This window comes from Saxibacter everestensis (genome assembly GCF_025787225.1).
Classification (GTDB): domain Bacteria; phylum Actinomycetota; class Actinomycetes; order Actinomycetales; family Brevibacteriaceae; genus Saxibacter; species Saxibacter everestensis.
On record NZ_CP090958.1, the window covers coordinates 3,291,958 to 3,313,128 of the forward strand.

Annotated in this window: 22 protein-coding genes; 18 read left to right on the plus strand and 4 right to left on the minus strand. The window is 63.3% G+C overall.

Annotation, left to right across the window (positions count from 1 at the left end; translation table 11 throughout):
- The first annotated feature begins 52 nt into the window (after positions 1 to 52).
- Genes LWF01_RS15525 through LWF01_RS15550 form a run of 6 tightly spaced genes read left to right on the plus strand, consistent with a single transcriptional unit; the run spans position 53 to position 6,149 of the window.
- Positions 53 to 1,687, plus strand: a complete 1,635-nt coding sequence (locus LWF01_RS15525) for an ABC transporter substrate-binding protein (protein WP_349638273.1) — start codon at positions 53 to 55, stop codon at positions 1,685 to 1,687.
- Complete coding sequence (locus tag LWF01_RS15530; RefSeq protein ID WP_349638274.1) at positions 1,684 to 2,628, plus strand: ABC transporter permease; 945 nt, start codon at positions 1,684 to 1,686, stop codon at positions 2,626 to 2,628. Before LWF01_RS15525 ends, LWF01_RS15530 begins: the two co-directional genes overlap by 4 nt.
- Positions 2,625 to 3,464, plus strand: coding sequence for an ABC transporter permease (locus tag LWF01_RS15535; protein ID WP_349638275.1), 840 nt, complete (start codon positions 2,625 to 2,627; stop codon positions 3,462 to 3,464). Before LWF01_RS15530 ends, LWF01_RS15535 begins: the two co-directional genes overlap by 4 nt.
- Positions 3,464 to 4,249, plus strand: coding sequence for an ABC transporter ATP-binding protein (locus LWF01_RS15540; RefSeq protein WP_349638276.1), 786 nt, complete (start codon positions 3,464 to 3,466; stop codon positions 4,247 to 4,249). The genes LWF01_RS15535 and LWF01_RS15540 overlap by 1 nt, the downstream gene beginning before the upstream one ends.
- Positions 4,246 to 5,076 (plus strand): ABC transporter ATP-binding protein, encoded by an 831-nt coding sequence (locus LWF01_RS15545; RefSeq protein ID WP_349638277.1) that lies wholly within the window; start codon positions 4,246 to 4,248, stop codon positions 5,074 to 5,076. The genes LWF01_RS15540 and LWF01_RS15545 overlap by 4 nt, the downstream gene beginning before the upstream one ends.
- Entirely contained in the window at positions 5,073 to 6,149 is a 1,077-nt protein-coding gene (locus tag LWF01_RS15550; RefSeq protein WP_349638278.1) for a C45 family autoproteolytic acyltransferase/hydrolase, read from the plus strand. Before LWF01_RS15545 ends, LWF01_RS15550 begins: the two co-directional genes overlap by 4 nt.
- On the opposite strand, the gene LWF01_RS15555 is transcribed toward LWF01_RS15550, so the two are convergent.
- On the minus strand, positions 6,129 to 7,157 hold the full coding sequence (locus LWF01_RS15555) for a LacI family DNA-binding transcriptional regulator (RefSeq protein WP_349638279.1): 1,029 nt from the start codon (positions 7,155 to 7,157) through the stop codon (positions 6,129 to 6,131). The genes LWF01_RS15550 and LWF01_RS15555 overlap by 21 nt on opposite strands.
- 192 nt (positions 7,158 to 7,349) lie before the next feature.
- On the opposite strand from LWF01_RS15555, the gene LWF01_RS15560 reads away from it, so the two are divergent.
- The 3 genes from LWF01_RS15560 to LWF01_RS15570 are packed head-to-tail and all read left to right on the plus strand — an operon-like array spanning position 7,350 to position 10,266.
- Positions 7,350 to 7,568, plus strand: coding sequence for a hypothetical protein (locus LWF01_RS15560; protein WP_349638280.1), 219 nt, complete (start codon positions 7,350 to 7,352; stop codon positions 7,566 to 7,568).
- A 1-nt stretch (position 7,569) separates the two neighbouring features.
- On the plus strand, positions 7,570 to 9,102 hold the full coding sequence (locus LWF01_RS15565; RefSeq protein ID WP_349638281.1) for a sodium:solute symporter family protein: 1,533 nt from the start codon (positions 7,570 to 7,572) through the stop codon (positions 9,100 to 9,102).
- Between the two features lie 42 nt (positions 9,103 to 9,144).
- Positions 9,145 to 10,266: a class II histone deacetylase gene (locus LWF01_RS15570; RefSeq protein ID WP_349638282.1), complete on the plus strand. Its 1,122-nt coding sequence runs from the start codon at positions 9,145 to 9,147 to the stop codon at positions 10,264 to 10,266.
- Between the two features lie 23 nt (positions 10,267 to 10,289).
- Here LWF01_RS15570 and LWF01_RS15575 read toward each other — a convergent pair whose 3' ends face one another.
- Positions 10,290 to 10,862 carry a MarR family winged helix-turn-helix transcriptional regulator gene (locus LWF01_RS15575; RefSeq protein ID WP_349638283.1) on the minus strand — a complete coding sequence of 191 codons (573 nt, stop codon included), beginning with the start codon at positions 10,860 to 10,862 and terminating at the stop codon, positions 10,290 to 10,292.
- Positions 10,863 to 10,936: 74 nt separating this feature from the next.
- Between LWF01_RS15575 and idi the strand changes: the two genes are divergently transcribed.
- The 8 genes from idi to LWF01_RS15615 are packed head-to-tail and all read left to right on the plus strand — an operon-like array spanning position 10,937 to position 18,834.
- Positions 10,937 to 11,527: an isopentenyl-diphosphate Delta-isomerase gene (gene idi, locus LWF01_RS15580; protein WP_349638284.1), complete on the plus strand. Its 591-nt coding sequence runs from the start codon at positions 10,937 to 10,939 to the stop codon at positions 11,525 to 11,527.
- Entirely contained in the window at positions 11,524 to 12,594 is a 1,071-nt protein-coding gene (locus LWF01_RS15585) for a polyprenyl synthetase family protein (RefSeq protein WP_349638285.1), read from the plus strand. The genes idi and LWF01_RS15585 overlap by 4 nt, the downstream gene beginning before the upstream one ends.
- Entirely contained in the window at positions 12,591 to 13,496 is a 906-nt protein-coding gene (locus LWF01_RS15590) for a phytoene/squalene synthase family protein (protein ID WP_349638286.1), read from the plus strand. The genes LWF01_RS15585 and LWF01_RS15590 overlap by 4 nt, the downstream gene beginning before the upstream one ends.
- Positions 13,481 to 15,082: a phytoene desaturase family protein gene (gene crtI, locus LWF01_RS15595; RefSeq protein ID WP_432761969.1), complete on the plus strand. Its 1,602-nt coding sequence runs from the start codon at positions 13,481 to 13,483 to the stop codon at positions 15,080 to 15,082. Before LWF01_RS15590 ends, crtI begins: the two co-directional genes overlap by 16 nt.
- Positions 15,083 to 15,123: 41 nt before the next feature.
- The gene (locus tag LWF01_RS15600) at positions 15,124 to 15,408 is read left to right on the plus strand and encodes a lycopene cyclase domain-containing protein (protein WP_432762029.1); all 285 of its coding nucleotides are present in this window, start codon (positions 15,124 to 15,126) and stop codon (positions 15,406 to 15,408) included.
- Positions 15,405 to 15,731, plus strand: coding sequence for a lycopene cyclase domain-containing protein (locus LWF01_RS15605; protein WP_349638289.1), 327 nt, complete (start codon positions 15,405 to 15,407; stop codon positions 15,729 to 15,731). Before LWF01_RS15600 ends, LWF01_RS15605 begins: the two co-directional genes overlap by 4 nt.
- The gene (locus tag LWF01_RS15610; protein WP_349638290.1) at positions 15,721 to 16,596 is read left to right on the plus strand and encodes a prenyltransferase; all 876 of its coding nucleotides are present in this window, start codon (positions 15,721 to 15,723) and stop codon (positions 16,594 to 16,596) included. The genes LWF01_RS15605 and LWF01_RS15610 overlap by 11 nt, the downstream gene beginning before the upstream one ends.
- 15 nt (positions 16,597 to 16,611) lie before the next feature.
- Positions 16,612 to 18,834: an MMPL family transporter gene (locus LWF01_RS15615; protein ID WP_349638291.1), complete on the plus strand. Its 2,223-nt coding sequence runs from the start codon at positions 16,612 to 16,614 to the stop codon at positions 18,832 to 18,834.
- Here LWF01_RS15615 and LWF01_RS15620 read toward each other — a convergent pair.
- The gene (locus LWF01_RS15620; protein WP_349638292.1) at positions 18,831 to 19,742 is read right to left on the minus strand and encodes a LysR family transcriptional regulator; all 912 of its coding nucleotides are present in this window, start codon (positions 19,740 to 19,742) and stop codon (positions 18,831 to 18,833) included. The two genes, LWF01_RS15615 and LWF01_RS15620, sit on opposite strands and share 4 nt — an antisense overlap.
- A gap of 133 nt (positions 19,743 to 19,875) precedes the next feature.
- Between LWF01_RS15620 and LWF01_RS15625 the strand changes: the two genes are divergently transcribed.
- Entirely contained in the window at positions 19,876 to 20,286 is a 411-nt protein-coding gene (locus LWF01_RS15625; RefSeq protein WP_349638293.1) for a CBU_0592 family membrane protein, read from the plus strand.
- A 109-nt stretch (positions 20,287 to 20,395) separates the two neighbouring features.
- Here the strand turns inward: LWF01_RS15625 and LWF01_RS15630 are convergent, their stop codons facing one another.
- Positions 20,396 to 21,127: an IclR family transcriptional regulator gene (locus LWF01_RS15630; RefSeq protein ID WP_349638294.1), complete on the minus strand. Its 732-nt coding sequence runs from the start codon at positions 21,125 to 21,127 to the stop codon at positions 20,396 to 20,398.
- Between the last annotated feature and the right edge of the window lie 44 nt (positions 21,128 to 21,171).

Below are 21,171 nucleotides of genomic sequence, written 5' to 3' on the forward strand. Positions count from 1 at the left end.
AAGTAGCGTCACATCCATCCGATCGACAAGCTTCGAACAAAGGCGTTTGAGAATGAAGAAAAAGGTCACCGCCGCGGCCGCCATCGCGCTATTCACCCTCAGCGGCTGCTCGGGCAAGGATGCCCCGGAGGCATCCGGCCCGGCAGCCGGCGACCTCCTGGTAACGACTCCGGCCGCGGCCGGAGAACTTGATGCCGCCACGTGGAACCTACCGTTCGGCGAGCCAGCCTCGCTTGATCCGATCAAGGCGTTCAACTATCCGGAAAACACTGTGGTGGCCAACCTCTGCGAAGGCCTGATGAAGCTGGAGTCGGACTACTCGATTTCGCCTAACCTCGCAACGAAGGTCGACACGCCGGATGACAAAACCTACGTGTACACGATTCGCGATGGCGTGAAGTTCTGGGATGGCCAGGCCATGACCGTCGACGATGTGGCTTACAGCCTGAACCGGCACCTGGACCCCAAGGAGGGCAGTTACTGGGCGGACGGCGCGGTGAGCGGGAACATTGAGTCGGTCAAGGCCTCCGGGGACCATCAGGTGACGGTCAAGCTGAAGAAGGCCGACGCTTCTTTCAACTCCTACATGGTCACGCCGCTCGGTTCAGTCATCGAGGAGAAGCAGCGCAAGGAAGCAGGCTCCGACTTCGGCACTCCCTCGGAGAAGGTTATGTGCACCGGGCCGTTCTCGGTTGCCGGCTGGGACCAGGGCCAGAGCATCACCCTGGAGAAGAATGCAAACTACTGGAACACCAAGAAGCAGGCCAAAACCAAGAGCCTGAAGATCAGCTTCATCGTCGATCCGTCGGCGATCTCGAACGCGCTGACGACCGGCGAGATCGACGGCTCCTATGACGTTCCGCTGAGCGCCGTCAGCTCGCTGTCGGGTTCGACCTCCGGCCAGCTCCTCTACGGCAAGTCGCTTCAGCTCGTCGGGGCCATCGGCACAGGTGAGGGACCGTTCAACGATCCGGCAGTTCGCCGCGCACTGTACTCCGGCCTGGACCGGGAGGCTATCGCCGCCACCGTCTTCGAGGGCACCGCCACCGCGTCCCGATCCCTGGTTCCCAACAACGGCTGGTCCTACGGGGCCGACATCTTCGGTGCCGCTCGGGAGAAGCTTCCTGCCGGAAAGCCGGACCTCGAGGCGGCCAAGGCCGAAATCGCCAAGGCCAAGATCGACACGTCGGAGCCGATCAGGATCGCCTACCCCAGCGAGCGCACGTTTTACGCCGACATCATCTCGGAAATGTCGAACGTCGCAACCGAACTCGGTTTGAAGATCGAACCGGTAGGACTGCCCAGCGCCAAGTACGGAGCGTTCTTCTCCGACCCCGCGGCCCGCGAAGGCTACGGAGCATTCATGACCACCAACTACATGGACGTCCCCGATCCGCTGGCGTACCTCAGGACGATCGTGGGCAAGGACGGCTCACAGAACTACTCCGGCTACGACAACCCGGAGATCAACAAGCTACTCGACGAGGCCGCCGTGATCACCGACGACGCCGAACGAGCCACGAAGGTCGCCCAGATCGAGAGCCTGGCCATAAACGACGTTCCCTGGATCCCTGTGGTGGATCCGGCGGTCCGGCTGTACCTGAATGACCGGGTTACCGGGGTTCCGGCATCGTTCGTCTACCTGTACTACCCGTGGGCAGCAGATCTGGGCGCAGCAGCGAAATGATGTTCATCATCCGCCGGCTACTGGCACTCCTCGGAGTGCTGGTAGCCTCCAGCTTCGTTGTGTTCGCCGCGATGTACGCGGCACCTGGCAAACCAGAGTCGTTCCTGGTGCAGGGCCGCACCGTGACACCGGAGGTGCTGGCTGAAATCAGACGACAGTACTCGCTCGACGACCCATTCCTGCTTCGCTATTGGAACTGGTTGTCCGGGGTCCTGTCCGGCGATTTCGGCCGCTCCCTGGTGAACCGTCAGCCTGTTGGTGACCTGCTGGCAGAAAAACTGCCGACCACCCTGTTGCTGGTTGTGCTTGCCGCGCTGATCATCGTGGTCGCCGGGATCGGGCTCGGCACGATTGCCGGGATACGGCGCGGGCCGCTGGATTCAGCTGTGGTGATCTTCTCCAACCTCGGCTTCGCCGTGCCGACGTTCTTCGCGGCGCTGATCCTGATGTCGATCTTCAGCGTCGGCCTCGGCTGGTTCCCGGTATTCGGTTCGGGCGAGGGCTTCCTCGACCAGTTGTGGCACCTCGTGCTGCCGGCATTTGCACTCGCCCTGCCCTCAATGGCAGTCGTCGCCCGGATCACCCGCACCGCGATCCGGGAGGAAAGCGAAAGCGAGCACGTGGAATCGGCAAGGATCCGCGGCGTGCCGCGGGGAATCATTATCAAACGGCACATCGTCCGCAACTCGATGCTTCCGGTGACAACGATCGTCGGCGTGCATATTGCCGGACTGATCGCTGGAGCCTTCGTGGTGGAGTACGCCTTCACCCTGGACGGAATCGGATCCATGCTCGTTGACGCAGTACAGAAGAAAGACTTCGCCATTGTGCAGGCCGTCGCCATTATCCTGGTCGCCGCCTTCGGCGTGATCAACCTGATCGTCGACCTGCTCTATGCCCTGATCGACCCACGGGTCAGGCTGACGGGGGTTGCGGCATGATCGTCCAGACACTTCAGCGCAGCCGTTCCTCGCTCGGCATAGTCGGGACGATAGCGGCGGTCATCCTGGCCCTAATAATCGTCGCGGCTATCCTCGCGCCGCTGCTCACCCCGCACGATCCAACCGTGGGCAGCGTGCTCAAGCGCTACCTCGGCCCGGGCCCCGGCAACCTGCTGGGAACCGATCAGGCCGGCCGGGATCTGTTCAGCCGGTTGCTCTACGGCGCCCGTTCAACGCTTCTCGGCGCGCTGATCGTCGTCGTGGTCACGGCAAGTTGCGGCACCATGCTCGCGCTCATCGCCAGCTGGTGGGGTGGTTGGGTGGACGCGGCGATCAGCCGGGTGCTCGACTTCCTGTTCGCTTTCCCGAACTTGTTGCTCGCGGTGCTCGTCACGGCGATCTATGGCTCCGGCATGCTCACGGCATCCCTGGCACTCTCGGTCGCGTATATTCCGTATACCGCCCGGGTGATCCGGAGCGTTTCGTTGCGTGAGAGAGGGCTCTCCTACGTCCGATCCGCGGAACTGCAGGGAATTCCCGGCGTGGTGATCGCCGGCCGGCACCTGCTGCCCAATGTCGGTCCGCAGATCCTCACCGGCGCCACGATCAACTTCGGATACGCGATGATCGACCTCGCGGCATTATCGTTCCTCGGCCTGGGTGTGCAGGCACCCAAAGCGGACTGGGGGCTGATGGTGTCCAACGGGCAGGCCTCGCTGCAGGCCGGCTATCCCGCTGAAAGCGTTCTGGCCGGAACCTGCATCGTGATCACGGTGGCATGCGCCGGTTATCTTGGCGAGCGTCTTGGCGGACGCCGCGCCGCAGGGAGGGCATGATGCTCACGATTGATTCACTGCGACTGCAGATCGGGACGGCCGAAATCCTCCGCGGTATCTCGCTTGAGGTTGGAAAGGGCGAGGCACTCGGCCTGGTGGGCGAGTCCGGTTCGGGCAAGTCAATGACGATGCGGTGCATCGTCCGTTCGCTGCCTGCCGCAGCCCGGGTGACCGGTTCGATCCGGCTGGCCGGCGAAGATGTGCTGGCACTGCGCGGCGAGGAGCTGCGGCGGATGCGTGCTCACCGCACGGCGATGATCGCGCAGAACCCGCATGCCGCGCTCAACCCGGTACTCCCGGTGCAGCGCTTCCTGCTCGAAGGCATGCGGGAGGCGCGTGGCGGACCTCTTGACGAGTCCATACGCAAAGCGCGTGCACTGCTGGACCAGGTTGGAATCGCCGATGTGGATCGGTGCCTGAAGTCCTATCCGCATCAGCTGTCCGGCGGCATGTTGCAACGGGTTGCCATTGCCGGCGCTGTCAGCGGAAACCCGCAACTCATGCTGGCCGATGAGCCGACCACCGCACTCGATGTGACAACCCAGGCAGAAGTGATGGCTTTGCTCGACGGGATGCGACGGGAGTTGCATATGTCGATGATTTTCGTCACCCACGACCTGGATCTCGCTGCGGCCGTCTGCGACCGGATCGCGGTGATGAAGGACGGTGAGATAGTCGAGACGGCGACCCCGGCCGACCTCTATGACCGGCCGCAGGCCGCGTACACCAGGCAGCTGATGAGTGCACGGCCCAGCATCGACGCCAGAAAGGAACGGCAGCAGTGAGCGAGATCGTGATCTCAGGGCTTTCAAAGTCATTCAGCACCGGCTCTGGCCGGAGGAAGCAGCAGCTGCGCGCGGTGAATGACGTCTCCCTCGCGGTTCCGCAGGGCAGTTGCACGGCACTGGTCGGCGAATCGGGCTCCGGAAAAACCACAGTGGCCAGGATCATCGTCGGGCTGGAGTCCGCGGACGCGGGCAGTGTCAGCATCGGCGGCAACCCGATCGGGACCAGGCCGACCCGCAGCGAACGCCGCAGGCGGGCGAAACTGGTCCAGATGGTCTTTCAGGATCCGCAGGGCTCGCTCAATCGGCGACTGCCGGCGCGGGTGGCAGTCGACGAGGTGCTGAGGGCGCATTTTTCGCTGTCGGCGGCTGAGCGGAAGGCACTGTGTGCCCAGCTTTTCGAGCAGGTCGGCCTGACTCCCGTCCATCTATCGGCTCTGCCCAGCGAGTTGTCCGGTGGTCAGCGGCAGCGGGTCGCCATCGCGCGGGCACTCGCGGCGGAACCCAGCGTGCTCGTCCTCGACGAGGCGGTTGCCGCGCTCGACGTCTCGGTCCAGGCGAAAGTTCTCGACCTGCTGAGCGAACTTCAGCAACAGAAGAGGCTGACCTATCTCTTCATCACCCATGATCTCGCCGTCGTCCGCCAGCTCGCCGATTCGGTGGCGGTAATGCGCCGCGGCCGAATTGTCGAAGCCGGCCGGACCGATGACGTGCTGGACCGGCCAGAACATCCCTACACCCAGCTACTGAAGGACTCGGTGCCCCGGCGGGGCTGGAAACCGGAGACCGGAAGAATGCTCACACTGAACAAGGAACTCGATTCATGACCCGCGCGGAAGACGTCACACCAGAACTGCTCGAGATCGACGAGCCCGATGACCGGCTGCGCGGAAAACTCCGGGGAGAGCTGAGCCGCGCCGCCCTGACGTTGACAGTGCAGCGTTACGAGCGGCTGTTCCACGCCCTGCGGTTGGCCGATCAGCAGATTCGCTCAGGCGCGTTACGATGCCTCGATGCGATTGACCGATGGGCACCGGAAGCCGGCGAGGAAATCCGTGGGACAGCCGAGGGCTCGGGGCTCGAGGTGTGGCAGATCGCCGCGTTAAACTCCCGAACCGAGATCCTCTCCGCCGCGCTCGGCGCACGTCCAGGCGAGTGTTCGACAGTGGTCAGCACCAAGCCACGTACCCTCGGCGCTCAGACCTGGGACTGGCACGAGGAGCTTTCGGAAAGCTGGCACGTGCAGAGGATCACCGGCCAGCGATTTACCCACGTCGGGCTGACCGAGTACGGCATCCTGGGAAAGATCGGCCTGAACAGCGCAGGTCTGGGAGTGATGTTCAACATTCTGGCTCATTCCAGGGACGAGTCCGGCGGCGTGCCGGTCCATGTTGTCGCTGCCAGGGTGCTGGGTGGCGCAGGTTCGGTCGCGGAGGCGGTCGACATCCTCTCGCTTGCGCCGGTGAGGACCTCGTCGGCAATCACCGTGCTCGACCGCGCTTCCGCCGTGACGGTCGAGCTGAGTCCCGCTGGCCATGGGAAGCTCGTCCCGGAGAACCATCGCCTGCTACACACCAACCACTTCCTGGATCCGAAGCTGAGCTTCGGGGAGAAAGCCGGCGTCTACGAACCGGACAGCCAGCAGCGGCTTGCTCTGCTGGAAACGCGCACCGGCCAAGATTTCCACCCGGTGTCGACCGGCGAGCTGCACGCCTATCTGCACTCGACTGAGGACGACGGCGCCGAGCTATGTTGCCAGCCCGCCGCCGGAGCACCCCTCGGGCAGCGATGGTCAACGCTGGCGACGGTGACAATCACACCGGAAGACCGCGCATTCAATGTGATGGCAGGAAGCCCTGCGACCGGAAGCCGGGAAAATTCACTTCAGCTCACTGTGTGAGTGGCCTTCAGCTAGCCGCACTTCAGCATTCTCCCTCCGGTGTGGCGACGGCGGAGTGGTGCCATTCAGAATCTCCAGCAGGAAATCCACTGCGTTCTCCCCGAATTCCCGCGGCCTGAGGTCGACGCTGCTGATGGCAGGATTTCGAAGTTCTGTCACCGGGTCACCTACAAGTGAAGCGAGCTGAATGCTCCTGCCTAGTTCCTGCCCCAGCTGTGGCAGGAAGACAGCCGCGCGGCCGGCGAGCCCTTGCGCCGCACAAACGAGCCCGTCTACCCCTGAGTCACCGATCAAGGTCCTGACGGCTATGAACAACTCGCTGTCCGTGGGAGTGACAGTCAAAGGGAGGGTAAGCGGCTCTGTATTACGGTCAGCGCACCAACTCCGGTAGGCGCCGATTGTGTCCACAGTGAAGGAAGAACCGAACCGGGAATCCGGTGCCAAAAATGCCGGACGACGAACGCCGATGTGTGCAAGTCCGTCGAGTATCTCGGTCGTGGTTCGCCGATGGTCAATCTCGATAACACCGGCCGGAACATCGGTCCCGGCAGTTCCCGTCGCCCTATCATTCCCAAGTAGGCGTCCCGCCGTAACTAATGGAAATTTGGCCGCAAGCAATCGCTCCAGCATCGGGTCACCTGGCAGCGGGTCGACGGCAATCGCCGCGTCGACCGGAAACGAGGCGTGCGCTTTCGGTTCACGGCCAAAGAGTGTGAGATCGTATTCGGCGAGAGAGGCTTGATCGGCGGCGCCGAAGGCAAACTCCATATAGAAGGCCAGGTTACGCACCTGTTTTGGGACGTACAGCCCGATCGAACCGGTCTGGCTCCCGCGGAGGTGGCGCGCGGCGCGATTCGACACATATCCCATCCGGCCTGCCACCTCAGCCACCCGCCGACGCGTCGACTCGGAGACCCGGCCGGAGCCGATTAGCGCATCGGAGACTGTCGTCTTGGATAGCCGAAGCTCGTTAGCGATGTCGACGATCGTCACCGCGGTCTTCTTCATTCGCTCATCATACGAGCCGGCCGAATTCATCGTGATCCGCCCATCTGCGGCATCCACGGCCTGCGTTCGCAAAATAACTTACTCACCAGTACCTCTTGACGTGTGACGTAGAACACTTCAGGCTCTTTTGTAAGCCGGAACGTTCCGGCACCAGTATCAGCACCGGACGCATCCGAGCCCGAAGGGTCAATTATGTCGAAATCCGAACGCGCTACGCACCGCCGGCCGATACCGCGGTCGCTCGTCATTTTGATTGCCGCCGACGCCTTGATCCTGCTTCTGCCGCCAATGCACTGGGCATTTGGGAACGGCAACCCGGCGTCTTCGGTCGGGTATTTCCTCTGCTCCGGCTTCTGCGTCATGGCATCGCTATTCGCGATGTTCGCAATCGACCGGAAGGCGGCTGCCTGAAATGGGTATGGTCATCGGTTACGGCGGGGTCGCCGTGTTCTTCCTGGTCATTGTGGTTGTGCTCGAGCGAACACGTCGAATAGACGCGACATTCTCGGAGTACGCGACAGCCGGACGCTCGTTTGGTTCGTTCTTCGGGGCAATGGCGTTCGTTAATACATGGCTTCCGGGCACGATCTTTATCTCGTTCGCGGGCCTTACTGCCAGCTCGGGCGTTCTCGGATTCTATTTCGTGCCGTACTCCCTGTTGGCGGTCGTCCTGATGTTCTGGCTGGCGAAGCCGGTTCACGAATGGGGACGGAAATTCGATCTGCGCACCCAAGCCGACCTCCTGGGGTTGCGTTACAACTCCAAGGTGGTCCGGGTGATTGCCGCGCTGATCGGCATAATCGCCTCATTCCCTTGGATTGTGCTCGGCATGCAGTCGCTGGGTTTAGTTTTCTCCTACCTCTCGTTCGGGGCTGTCGGCTCCGTAGCCGCAGTGATCATTGGCGTCGCAGTGATTGCGCTTCGGCAGGTCTGGACAATCCGGTTCGGTATGCGCGGCGTAGTCATCTCCGACATGGTTCAGGGAATCGTGGCCTACTTCTTCGGCACGGCCATCATCCTTGGTCTCCTGGTCTGGCTGGTAACGAACGGGCATGGATTCACGGACGTTGATCCCGGATTCTATGTCCTGCCCGGCCCGGGCAGCCCGCTCGGGCCGCTCTACCTAATGTCTCTCGTTCTCACCGGAGCGCTGGGCGGCTGGTGCTGGCCGGATATCTTCGTCCGGTTGTTCACCGCACGCAGCACCGGAACCATCAGGCGTTCGGCGATCCAGGCTGCCCCAATCCTGTTCGTGTTCGGCTCGGCACTTTCCCTGCTGGCACTACTGGCGTCATCTCTTCCAGGCGTCGCAGAGGCGCCCGACAACGTGTGGTTCATAACCGCGGGGGTGGGTGGGGTCGGACTCGTCACCGCGGCCGGCCTCTGTGTCGTGGCGGCGACGATGGGTAACGTCGGAGCCAACCTTCAGGCGTTGGGAGCACAGACGGCCAACGACGTCATCGGGGTTGCGACTGGGCGACGGATAGAAGATGCACGAATTGGCAAAATCACGGTGGCACTGCTGACCGTCCTCGCCGCCGCCGGCGCGTTCGCGACCGTCAACATGAGTTCAGGGTTGATCATTCTCGCGATGGTCTCGTACCAGGGCATCTGCCAGCTCGCCCCCACATTGTTCCTCGGAATCTTCTGGCGACGCGGCAACGCAACGAGTGCTTCGGCCGCGATGATCGGCGGCTTCGTCACTGCAGCGATTTTGCAATGGTTCTATCCGATTTCGATCCCGTGGCTTGGTGGCCTGACCTCAGGTGTTGCCGCCCTGGTCGTCAATCTCGGCATCTACATTACTTGCGCCTACGTCATACCGGTCAGCACCGAGGAGCGAAACCGCGTGGACCAGCTGTTTGACGACCTCCACCTCGACTCAGATATCTCTGACTCAACCCGAACCACCGAAGGCCGGTTAGGCGTCCCCGATGCAGGCTGAAACCACCCGGAACTCAAAACGACCCTGAACGGAAACAACGCAATGAAACGCACTGGCTACGTATGGCACGAACGATTCGCGTGGCACGATACCGGAACCCATGCAGGACTTCTGCCGTCCGGCGGGATGATTCAGCCCTATCAGAACTTCGAGAACCCCGAATCGAAGTCTCGATTCAACGGCCTCGTTGCGGTCTCCGGATTGATCGACTCGCTGGTAAGGCTCAGCCCCCGGCCGGCGACCGAAGCAGAACTCCGGCGAATCCACACTGCCGATTACGTCGCTCGGATCAAGCGTGACAGCTCCGCCGGCGGCGGCGACGGTGGCGACGGATTCACCCCGTTCGGGCCGGGATCCTACGACATCGCGCTGCTTGCGGCCGGCGGCGCAATAACCGCCGTCGACGCCGTTCTCAGCGGAGAGGCCGACAACGCCTATGCGCTGGTCCGTCCCCCCGGACATCACGCACGCCCGGAGACCGGAATGGGGTATTGCCTCTTCAGCAATGTCACGATCGCCATCGAACATGCCAGGGTCGTGCATAACATCGAACGCGTGGCGATCGTCGACTACGACGTCCACCACGGCAATGGCGCGCAGGCCATCTACTGGGATGATCCGAACGTTCTAACCATCTCGCTACACCAGGACAGCCTGTTTCCCCAGGACACCGGAACCATCGAAGAACAAGGAAGCGCGTCAGCCCGTGGTACGTGCATCAACGTTCCGCTCCCCGCGGGTTGTGGCAACGAAGCCTATACCGAGGCGATTCGCCGCATTGCGGGACCGGCCATCACGGCATTCAAGCCTGACCTGATCATGGTCTCGAGTGGTTTTGACGCGGGGGCAGCCGACCCGCTGGGCCGAATGGCAGTCACCGCATCCGCATACCGAGATATGGCGCAGCAATTGGTGGAGCTCGCCGACGATGCATGCGATGGCCGGCTGGTGTTCTCCCACGAAGGCGGCTATTCCCCGGTCTATGTGCCCTTCTGTGGACTCGCCGTCCTGGAGGCATTGTCCGGAGTGGATACCGGCGTCGGCGATCCTTTTGCGGTCAGCTTCGAAAATTCGCCGGCCCACGCCCTGAAACCTTGGCAGGACGAAGTGATCAGTGCAGCCGAAGAGCTCGCTCTTGCCCTCCAGCTGGAGGTGCGCACGTAGCCGCCGGGCGGGAACCTCCCCGCCTAATCCGACCTATCCGTTTCGTCCACGAACTCCCTGCCGGTATCGCTGAGCTCGCCCAGAAACCTGATCACGACTTCCCGCTCTTCCGGGGTAAGCCGCGCGGCGACCTCGAATCGGCGCGCATGATTTTTGCCGACGGATTCCCTGACTTCTTCGTGCGTGCTTGTGGTAATCGTGATCATCAGCGCCCGGCGATCGCTGGGGTGCGGGGACCGCTCTATGTGTCCGGCACCGGCGAGGCGGTCCAATAACTTGGTCGTCGAAGCGGTGGAAATCCGCAAGTGTTCCGCGAGCGCCCCGGGAGTAACAACGACACCCTGATTCTTGGCAACGACGATGAACCGGAGCGCTTTCATATCCGTCTCATTGAGACTCATGTCATTCTGCGACTTGACGCTCAGCCGCTGCTCGGCCTCGCGCCATTCCCTTATCCCGGTAAGCACCCGGACGATTTGCAGGATCTCGGCCTCGTCCATTCCGGCGTAGTTGACGAGCTCCTGGTTCGGATCGATCACCCGCGGATCGAGCATCGAACCGGCGACTCGCCGTGCTCGATTGCCATCTTCCGCCATGCCTATACTATAAACCCACAGATGATGCATGCTAGGTTATTTAATAGCCTAGCTAGTAAACAAAGGGTTTTGCGATGAATCTTCTTCCGGCAACCGAGAGGATCGTCCTGCTCGATGCCAGCGGGAAGCCGGTCGGCACGGCTCCGAAGGTCGCCAGCCATGGAATCGATACCCCACTTCATCTGGGCTTCTCCTGCCACCTCCTGAACCACCAAGGGCAGACACTGGTTACCCGTCGGGCACTGTCCAAGATCAGCTGGCCGGGAGTGTGGACCAATTCGTTCTGCGGTCATCCACAACCCGGCGAGCCGGTAGTTTCCGCGGTGCAGCGCCGAGCACAACATGAACTCGGACTTCGCCTGTCGAGCATCGAGCTCGCATTGCCCGACTTCCGATATCACGCGACTGATCCGTCCGGAGTAGTCGAAAACGAGGTGTGCCCGGTTTACATCGCACAATGCAGCGCGATGCCGGCGCCCCGTGATACCGAAGTGATGGACCTGGCCTGGGTGGACCCAGGCGAGCTCGGCGCCGCAATCCGGCTCAGCCCCTGGGCCTTCAGTCCCTGGTTGGTGCTTCAGGCGGGACTGCTCCCAATGTTCGGCGGTTCCGGCGAAGACACGTTGCCGCGCCCGCCGGCAACCCTTCAAAGGCTGCCCGAATGAGCCTGACACTCTCCCATTTCTCTGGGCCGGATCTTTCGCTGCGAGTCATGCTCAGCCTCAAGTTGTTCTTCGATGAACGAATCCGGCTGGCAACACCGTATGGCCCCCAATACCAGGCGTTATGGGAGGCGGCCCGCCAGGCCAGCGATGGTGGGAAGAAGATCCGTCCCGCGCTGCTGATCGGCACCTACCAGGAACTAGGCGGGGACGACACCGAAAATGCGGTCCAGGCTGCGACGGCTTTCGAGCTGCTGCACACCGCGTTCCTGCTTCATGATGACGTCATCGATCGCGATCTCATCCGGCGAGGCCGGCCGAATCTGATCGGCGCCTTCGCTTCCGGAGCGGCCGACCGTGGAGTGGGTTCGGCCGACGCACAGCTGTGGGGGCAGGCTTCCGCCATCCTTGCCGGCGATCTGCTGATTCACTCGGCTCAGATGATGGTGGCGAGTCTCGCCATCCCGGAGGCCCGGCGTGCGGCAATGCTTGATCTGCTTGACCGGTGCGTCTTCGTCACTGCCGCCGGCGAGCATGCCGATGTCGCGTTCAGCAGTCAGGTGGAGTCGCCCGAGCTGCCAGCCGTGCTGGCGATGACGGAGCACAAGACCGCCTGCTACTCGTTCGAAGGACCGTTGAAGGCGGCCGCCATCCTGGCCGATTCCGGCGGTTTCGTTCTCCGGACACTCGGCGAGTTCGGTCGTCGGGTCGGCATTGCGTTCCAACTTCGCGATGATCTGCTGGGCGTATTCGGCGACGAAGCCGCGACGGGCAAAAGCAGCACCAGTGACCTGCGCGAGGGCAAGGTCACAGCACTGCTGGCCTACGCGCGGCTCTCGATTCACCAGCGTGAGTTGAACGAGCTCCTGGCTCGGCCGCAGCTGACCGATGCCGACCACGCCCACCTGCGATCCCTTGTGGAGCAGAGCGGCGCACGTTCTTTCGTGGAGAAGCTGATCGCTGACCACACCGAGCAGGCACTAACGCTCCTCGAGTCGGTGGACCTGCCGGGCAACCTTCGCTTACGCCTGCGTCAGGTGGCACGGGATGCGGCGCAGCGGTCGGTATGAGCCCTCGACTGCGACCCTCCGGCACGCCGAGTGACCTGGCGCTCTATTCCCGGGTGGCACAGCGCAGTTCCGCGCCAATCATCCGAAACTACTCGACCTCTTTCGGCATGGCCGCACGACTTCTGGATCGCCGGATCAGGCCTGACATCGAGAACATCTACGGACTGGTGCGGGTCGCCGACGAGATCGTGGATGGCGCAGCGCACGAAGCCGGCCTCGACCCGTCCGCCCAAAGGGAGCTGCTCGATGCTTTCGAAAACGAAACAGTCCGCGCCCTGCGTGATGGCTTCAGCACGAACCTCGTTGTTCACGCGTTTGCCCTCACGGCACGGACGGCAGGCATCTCCCCGGACCTCACCGCCCCGTTCTTTGCCAGCATGCGCCGCGACCTGTCTCCCGCCGACCTGACCGAGGACGAACTGCGCGACTATATCTACGGATCCGCCGAGGTCGTCGGGCTGATGTGCCTTCGGGTCTTTCTCAAGGAGGAGGCACCGGACCTCGCTCGACGACAACGATTGGAGTTCGGCGCCAGTCGACTTGGCGCGGCGTTCCAGAAGATCAACTTCCTCCGCGATCTGCCGGCCGACTGGAATCAGCTTGGCCGCAACTACTTGCCGGGAATGAACGCGACGACCATCACAGAACGGGAGAAGCGCGCGCTCGTGGCAGACATCGATGCCGACCTGAAGGCGGCCGCAGCCGTTATCCCGGAACTACCGCGCGGATCCCGGGCAGCGGTTACCGCCGCACACAGCCTGTTCAGCGAACTGTCCGAGCGGCTTCGGATGACGCCGGCTCGCGACCTCATGCGCCCGTCCCGCACCCGGGTACCGAATGCGCTGAAACTCAGAATCCTGGTCCGGGCGGCTGCCAGCAGGGCGTTATGCCGGACGCCGTGAACACATCCCGGACCGACGCCGTGAACACATCGCCGACCGCCGTCGTGATCGGCGGCGGAATCGCCGGGCTAGCCACCGCCGCGCTGCTTGGCCGCGAGGGTCTTCGTGTGGTTCTGCTGGAAGCACGCGACGAGCTCGGCGGACGGGCGGGAAGCTGGGATCGCGACGGGTTCCGATTCGACACCGGGCCGTCCTGGTACCTGATGCCTGACGTCTTCGACCACTTCTTTCGGCTTCTGGGGTCGTCTTCGGCCGAAGAGTTCCCATCCACCCGACTCGACCCCGGTTACCGGGTCTTCTTCGAAGGCCATCCGCATCCGGTCGACATCAGCGCGGACAAGCAGCTAAACCTGCAGACATTCGAGGCGATCGAGGCCGGTGCGGGCGCCTCGCTGGACCGCTATCTCGTTTCGGCGAAAGACGCCTACCGAATTGCGATCCGCCGGTTTCTGTACACCACCTTCGCCTCGTACCGCTCCTTTCTCGCGCCGGAAGTACTCAGCCGGGCCGCCCGACTGGCCCGTCTGCTGCTGCAGCCGCTGGACCGGTTCGCCGCGGGACACGTGACCGATCGCCGACTTCGCCAGATCCTCGGGTACCCCGCTGTCTTCCTCGGCTCCTCGCCCTCGATGACTCCGAGCATGTACCACCTGATGAGTCATCTCGATCTGGAGGATGGCGTCTACTATCCCGGCGGCGGCTTCCGTGAAGTGATCGCAAGCATCGCCCGCCTGGCTGCCCGCGAAGGGGTGGAGATCGTCACCGGGGCCAGGGCAACGGCAATTACAACCGATGACGGGCAGCGGCCCACGGTCACCGGCGTTCGGTATGTTGACGCCGATGGCAGCTCGAGCCACCTCGACGCCGACATCGTTGTCTCTGCCGCCGATCTGCATCACACCGAGACCACACTGCTGCCCGAAAAACTGCGGAGCAGGCCACAGAAATGGTGGAACAACCGCGTCGCGGGGCCGGGTGCGATTCTTCTCTACCTCGGTGTTCACGGGGAACTTGACCAGCTGGCCCATCACAGCTTGTTCTTCACCCGGGACTGGACGGAGAACTTCGCCCAGATCTTCAACCCGCCGACATCGATACCCAATCCGGCCTCGATTTACGTCTGCCGGCCCAGCGCGACAGATCCGGGTGTCGCACCGTCGGGTCACGAGAACCTTTTCGTGCTGGTTCCGGTTCCGGCCGATCCTGACCTGGGCAGCGGCGGTGAAGATGGCACTGGCGACCCGATAATCGAGGCGGCCGCAGATGAGGCCATTCGCCAGATTGGCAGCTGGGCAAAAATCCCCGACCTGGCCGAACGTATTGTGCTGCGCCGAACGGTCGGGCCGGCGGACTTTGCCCGGGACTTCAACTCCTGGAAGGGAAGCGCGCTTGGTCCCGCCCACACGCTGCGGCAAAGTGCGTTCTTCCGGGGCAGGAACATCTCCTCCCGGGTCACGGGACTGCTGTACGCCGGAGGAACCACAGTGCCGGGAATAGGCCTGCCGATGTGCCTGATAAGCGCGGAGCTCGTGGTCAAGAGGCTTCGCGGCGACACCAGCTCAATGCCGCTGGAGGAACCGTTGTGAACTCCGGCTATCTCCTTGTTCTGCTGGTCGCAATAGCGTGCATGGCGTTGATCGACCGACGCTACCGGCTGTTCTTCTGGAGGGACGCTCGCCGGGCAGGTCTCGTGCTCGCAATCGGGCTGCTGTTTTTCCTGACCTGGGACCTGTTGGGCATTCGGCTGGGCATATTCTTCCGCGGCGACACAGAGCTGATGACCGGAATCCTGATCGCCCCGGAACTCCCACTCGAGGAGCCGTTCTTCCTGATATTCCTCTGCTACCTGACAATGGTCCTGATCCCGGGATCCGAGCGGATCCTGAGCCGGCGGGAAGGTCACCGCAGATGACGTACCTCTGGCTCAGCCTGGCGTTCCTCGGAGTCTCGGTCGTTCTGTTGGCGGCGGCTGTCAGGGCTGCCCCGAATCCCCGAGCCGTGCTGACCCGGTGGTGGCGACCGGTCGCCTGCGCAGGAGGGGTCCTGATCATCCTCACCGCTGTCTTCGACAACGTGATGATCCATGCCGGCTTGATGGCTTATGCGCAGTCAACACTGTCCGGGCTTGCCGTCGGCCTGGCCCCGGTAGAGGATTTCGCCTACCCGATCGCCGGCCTCATCCTGCTCCCCGCGCTCTGGCATCTGTTCGGAAGGCGAGGCAAGGATGACCGCTGAGCGCCGCCGGCATATCCTTTTCCAGTTGTTACAGGCTTCCCGGCCGGTCAGCTGGGTCAACACTGCATTCCCGTTCGCGGCGGCATACTTCCTGACCACGCGAGAGATCGATCTTGCCCTGATCGTGGGAGCCATCTTCTTTCTGGTGCCGTACAACCTGGCCCTGTATGGGATCAACGATGTATTCGACTACGAGTCGGATCTCGCCAACCCGCGCAAGGGCGGGCTGGAGGGCGCACTGCTGAGTCGCAGCACGCACCGGGTCACGATCATCAGCGCGGTCGCCGTCTGCCTTCCCTTCGTCATCGTTCTGCTTGTGCTCGGCAATCCGCTCTCCTGGAGCGTGCTCGGCATCAGCCTGTTTGCGGTGGCCGCGTACTCGGTTCCCGGACTGCGTTTCAAGGAAGTCCCGTTCCTGGATTCGATCACGTCGAGCACGCACTTCGTCAGTCCTGCGGTTTACGGGCTTGCGCTTGCCGGCGCCCCGGTTACGCCCGGACTCCTACTGCTGCTGGCCGGCTTCCTGCTGTGGGGCATCGCCAGCCACGCCTTCGGTGCGGTGCAGGACGTCCTCCCGGATCGCGCCGCCGGCATCCACTCGATAGCTACGGCTCTGGGAGCCAAGTGGGCGGTGCGCTTCGCCGTCGTCGTCTGGGTCGCTGCAGGCAGCTTGGTGCTGTGGGCGGGGTGGCCGGGTCTACTGGCCACGCCGCTCGTGCTCGGCTATGTTGCGGTCGCTCTGCCCTACGTTTCACTCTCCGACGAAGCGTCGGAGCGGGCAAACCGCGGGTGGAAGCAGTTTCTGTGGATCAATTACGTCGTCGGGTTCCTGATCACGATGCTGCTGATCTTTTATGTGTCTTAAGAAGGGTTCCTAGCGATGTTCGATAACCGACCACGTCACGACTGGGCGCCACCCCGCTGGCTGCGTGTCGTCCTGCCTGCCGCACTGCTCCTGATCTGGCTGGTGGCGGCGAGTTTCGGCGGACCGACGTTCGGCAAACTCTCGTCCGTCTCAAGTAACGACCAGGCGACTTTCCTCCCGGCCAGCGCCGAGTCCACCGAGGTGCGCGACTGGCAACAGCGGTTCACCAGCTCCGACGCTATCCCTGCGGTGGTAGTTATTGAATCCGAGACGGCCATCCCTCGAAGCGAGCTGGCTTCCTACGCCCAGCTCGCAGAGAAGCTCGGCGCCGTCGCCGGCGTGCGGGCACCGGGTCCGCAAGCCGAGACCGCCGTCGCAGGTCCGATCCCCTCCGACGATGGCCTGGCAATCCAGTTCATTGTGCCCATCGATGACACCGACGAGGTGGATACAGTGGTCGCCGGGCTGCGATCCGTTCTGGCCGCCAATCTCGCCAAGTCCTCCAACGGATACGTCACCGGCCCGGCGGGGCTGACCGCCGACCTGGTCAGCGCGTTCGGCGGCATCGACGGCCTGCTTCTGCTCGTCGCGACATCGGCGGTGTTCCTCATCCTGCTGCTGGTCTACCGCTCGGTCGTTTTGCCGTTCCTGGTGTTGCTGACGTCGATGTTCGCGCTTGCTGCCGCGATTCTGCTGGTCTATTCCTTCGCCGACTGGGGCTGGATCACCCTCAGCGGACAGAGCCAGGGCATACTCTCGATTCTGGTGATCGGCGCCGCGACCGACTATTCGCTGCTCCTGGTCGCGCGCTACCGGGAATCGCTCGAACACGTCGAATCGAAGTGGGCCGCGGTTGCCCGGGCCTGGCGTGCGGCCGTCGAACCTATCGCCGCATCCGGCGCCACCGTGATCCTCGCCCTGTTGTGCCTGTTGTTCTCCGACCTGAACTCGAACAAGAGCCTTGGCCCGATCGCGGCGATCGGCATCGTCTTCGCGCTGCTGGCAACACTGACCCTGTTACCGATGCTGCTGGTACTCTTCGGCCGGATAGCTTTCTGGCCGTTCCGGCCGAAGTACGGAGCCCACTCGCACTCGCATCGTCGCGAACAGGACATTAGCGGGCTGGAGGGAATCCGCGGACTGTGGCGACGAGTCGGAACGCTGATTTCCCGCCGGCCGCGCGCAACCTGGCTGGCATCGGTTGTCATCCTTGGCGCATGCGGCCTGGGTCTGCCCCAGCTGAACGCGAACGGAGTTTCACAGACCGACGTCATTCTCGCCCAATCCGAGGCTGTCGATGGTCAGAAGGTGCTCGGCAGGCACTTCCCGGAAGGCTCCGGCAGCCCGGTGGTGATCATCGCCGCTGCCTCGAAGGCGGAAGCCACGCTGAGCGCGGTCGGCAACACGCCCGGCGTCAGCTCCGCGACGCTGTACGCCGGCGACGCCGCGCCGCAGCAGCCCGGGGAGCCCGGGGAGCCCGGGGAGCCCGGGGAGCCCGGGGAGCCCGGGGAGCCGAACCCAGAACAGCCGGCCGAACCGGTAACCGAAGGCGGGAAGGTACTGATCAATGCGGTGCTGGACTCCGAGGCGGATTCCCAGACCGCCGAGGATGTGGTCAGCACGCTGCGCCGCACGCTGCCGCAGCAGGATCCCGGCGTGCTGGTGGGCGGGGTCACCGCGATCGCGCTGGACACCAACACCACGGCGCAAAGCGATCTGTTGAAGATCATCCCCATTGTGCTGGCGGTGATCCTGTTGATCCTGATGTTGCTGCTGCGTTCGATCCTCGCTCCGGTGCTGCTGATCCTCAGCGTGGTGCTCTCCTACGCCGCCTCGCTTGGCATCGCGGCGCTCGTTTTCAACCACATTTTCGACTTCCCGGGAGCAGATGCCGCAGTTCCGCTCTTTGGATTCGTGTTCCTGGTCGCGCTCGGTGTCGACTACAACATCTTCCTGATGACCCGGGTACGCGAAGAAGCAATGCAGATCGGCACGCGGGCCGGGCTGCTCCGCGGACTGGGACTGACCGGAAGCGTGATCACCTCGGCAGGAATCGTGCTGGCCGCAACGTTCGCGGCGCTCGCGGTGATTCCGATTCTGTTCCTGGCGCAGATCGCGTTCATCGTCTCATTCGGGGTGCTGCTGGACACGATCATCGTCCGGTCCCTCCTGGTTCCAGCGCTCGGCTACGACATCGGCCGGGCGATCTGGTGGCCGTCGAGGCTGCCGCAAGGCTAGTGGCGGCTGAGGTCCATTGCCTCGACGCTCTTGACGATCGCCTCGATCACTGCCGTCGTGGCCGCCGACGGCTCGCGCTTGGTCGCCCGATGACGCACAACCAACCGTCTGCTGCCCAGGCCAGGCAGATCGATTACGGCGACCCCCTCCGGAAGGTACCCCTGCACCGCGAGGGCGGGGAGCAATGTCACGCCATGACCGGCCGCCACGAGCGCCAATGCTGAGCCGAAGTCAAAATAGCTGTGCACCGTGGAAGTCGACAGCTTGAGATTTGCCTTGACCCGTTCAACCGCCCGGGCCGACGCGCCACCCGGAGCGATGCCGAGCCAGGGCAGCCTCTCCAGCTCGGGCAGTCCGACATCTGCGATTGAGTCGGCCGGCACGACGAGCCGCCACGGTTCGTCGAGTAACGGCACCTCCCGGGTGTTTGCCGGCGCCGGTTCATCCGCCTCGAGGTCACGTTCCAGGATGACCAGGTTGGCCTCCCCTGCGCGGAGACTGCGCGGCAACCGTTCGGAGGCGATCTCGCGGATGTCGATATCGATCCCCGGCAGGTGATCGGCCAGTTCCGGAAGCATCGGGGCCAGTATGCTCACGATGACCGTCTGGAAAGCGCCGATCACCACGTTTCCGGTGAGAGTGCCCTCGCTTTCGGCCAGCAGCCGCCTGGCGTCGGCGAGCTCGCGCTCGATATTCTCGGCCGCCTCGACCAGAACCCGTCCGGATGCGGTCAGCTCGACTCCACGCGGACCCCGATCCAGCAGCTCGACGCCTTGTTCCCGTTCGAGCCGGGTGATCTGCTGGGACACCGCCGAGGGTGTCACGAAGAGCGCCTCGGCGGCGGCAAGGATGCCACCGTGCCGAGCGACGGCGAGTAGGAACGAGAGCCTTCGCGGGTCAATCTGCACGGTTAGTAACTCTAAACCCCGAGTTCACTTTTATTCAATTGTGCTAAAGCCGAAACTGTTCGATGATTTGAGTGTTCACTCTTCCACCCGCCCGTGAATGTCCCGGGCGTTTCCCACTGAAGGTCCCACTATCGTGGATATTTCCATGCTGCTTTCCGGCTTCGGCTGGCTCGGTGCGCTGTGCACCGTCAGCGGTTACGCGCTCCTGAGCAACGGCCGGATCGGCCCCAATTCGCCCCTCTTTCAGGGTCTCAATATCGGCGGCTCGATCCTACTGTGTTGCAGCGCCGCGATCAGTCAGGCCTGGCCGTCGGCCGCCGTGAACGGACTCTGGATACTGATCGGCGTGCAGGCATGGCTGATGCTGGTCCGGCGCGCAAAGAAGGCTGCTGCGGATAAGAGTTCGGCCGGCACGGCGGATATTGCCCCGACACTTGTGCTCCCGATCATTCCCGAGCCGGTGGCACCGGGTCCGACCGCTAGTTCCGCGGCCGGGGCCTGGTTCGCGGCCGATCCTGAGCCACAGGAATCGTTGGCCGCGTAGCAATGGTCGACTGCGAAACGGTCCGCTGAGTCGTTAACGTCGGCACATATTTGGCCATACCGGAACGAGGAAGTGGACCGTTCGCATAAACGGACGTGCAGGCTGGGGCTCAACCCAATTCGCGTGAAATCTGCGCGGCCGTCCGCTGCATCAGCGGGATGCGTGCCTTCAGCTGCTCGAGGTCGTGCGCCATCCGGATGGCGGTCACCGACAGCGCCCCGACGACCCCGGCCGAGCTGGTGATGGGCACCGCGACACAGTTCACGAAGTCCTCGAACTCGCCGTCATCTGCCGCCCACCCCTGCTCCGCGATCGTTGCCAGTTCGACGTCTAGCTGGTCGCGCGTAGTGATGGTGCTCTCGGTGTACTTCTTCCAGTCTGTCGCCGCAAGCACCGCGTCGCGCCCCGCTTGGTCCAGGTTAGCGAGAATCGCCTTACCGACACCGCTGCAGTGCGGCCGGACGGGAGCGCCGATGCGCGAATACATCCGCACTCCGCTCGCATCTTCGACCTTGTCGACGTAGATAATGGAGCTCTCCATAAGCGCCGCCAGGTGCACGGTGTTGCCGACGACTTTGTGCAGTCGACGCAGCTGATCGGATGCGGCCTCGCGAAGGTCGACACTCTCCAGCGAGTTCTGCGCGAGCGCGACGAGATGAAACCCGAGCGCGTACGTGCCGTCCTTGCGGCGGCGTACGTAGCCGACCTCTTCAAGGGCCTGCAACTCTCTGAACATCGTCGACCGGTGCAGAGCGAACTCCTCGGCAAGCCGCACGACCGACTTCGGCTCGGCGGCAATCGAATCGATAATCCGGGCGGCCCGCTTCACGCTCTGCGACATTCGTCCTCCTGCATGCCCCTGCCAACGTCTGGATGCTGCATGTC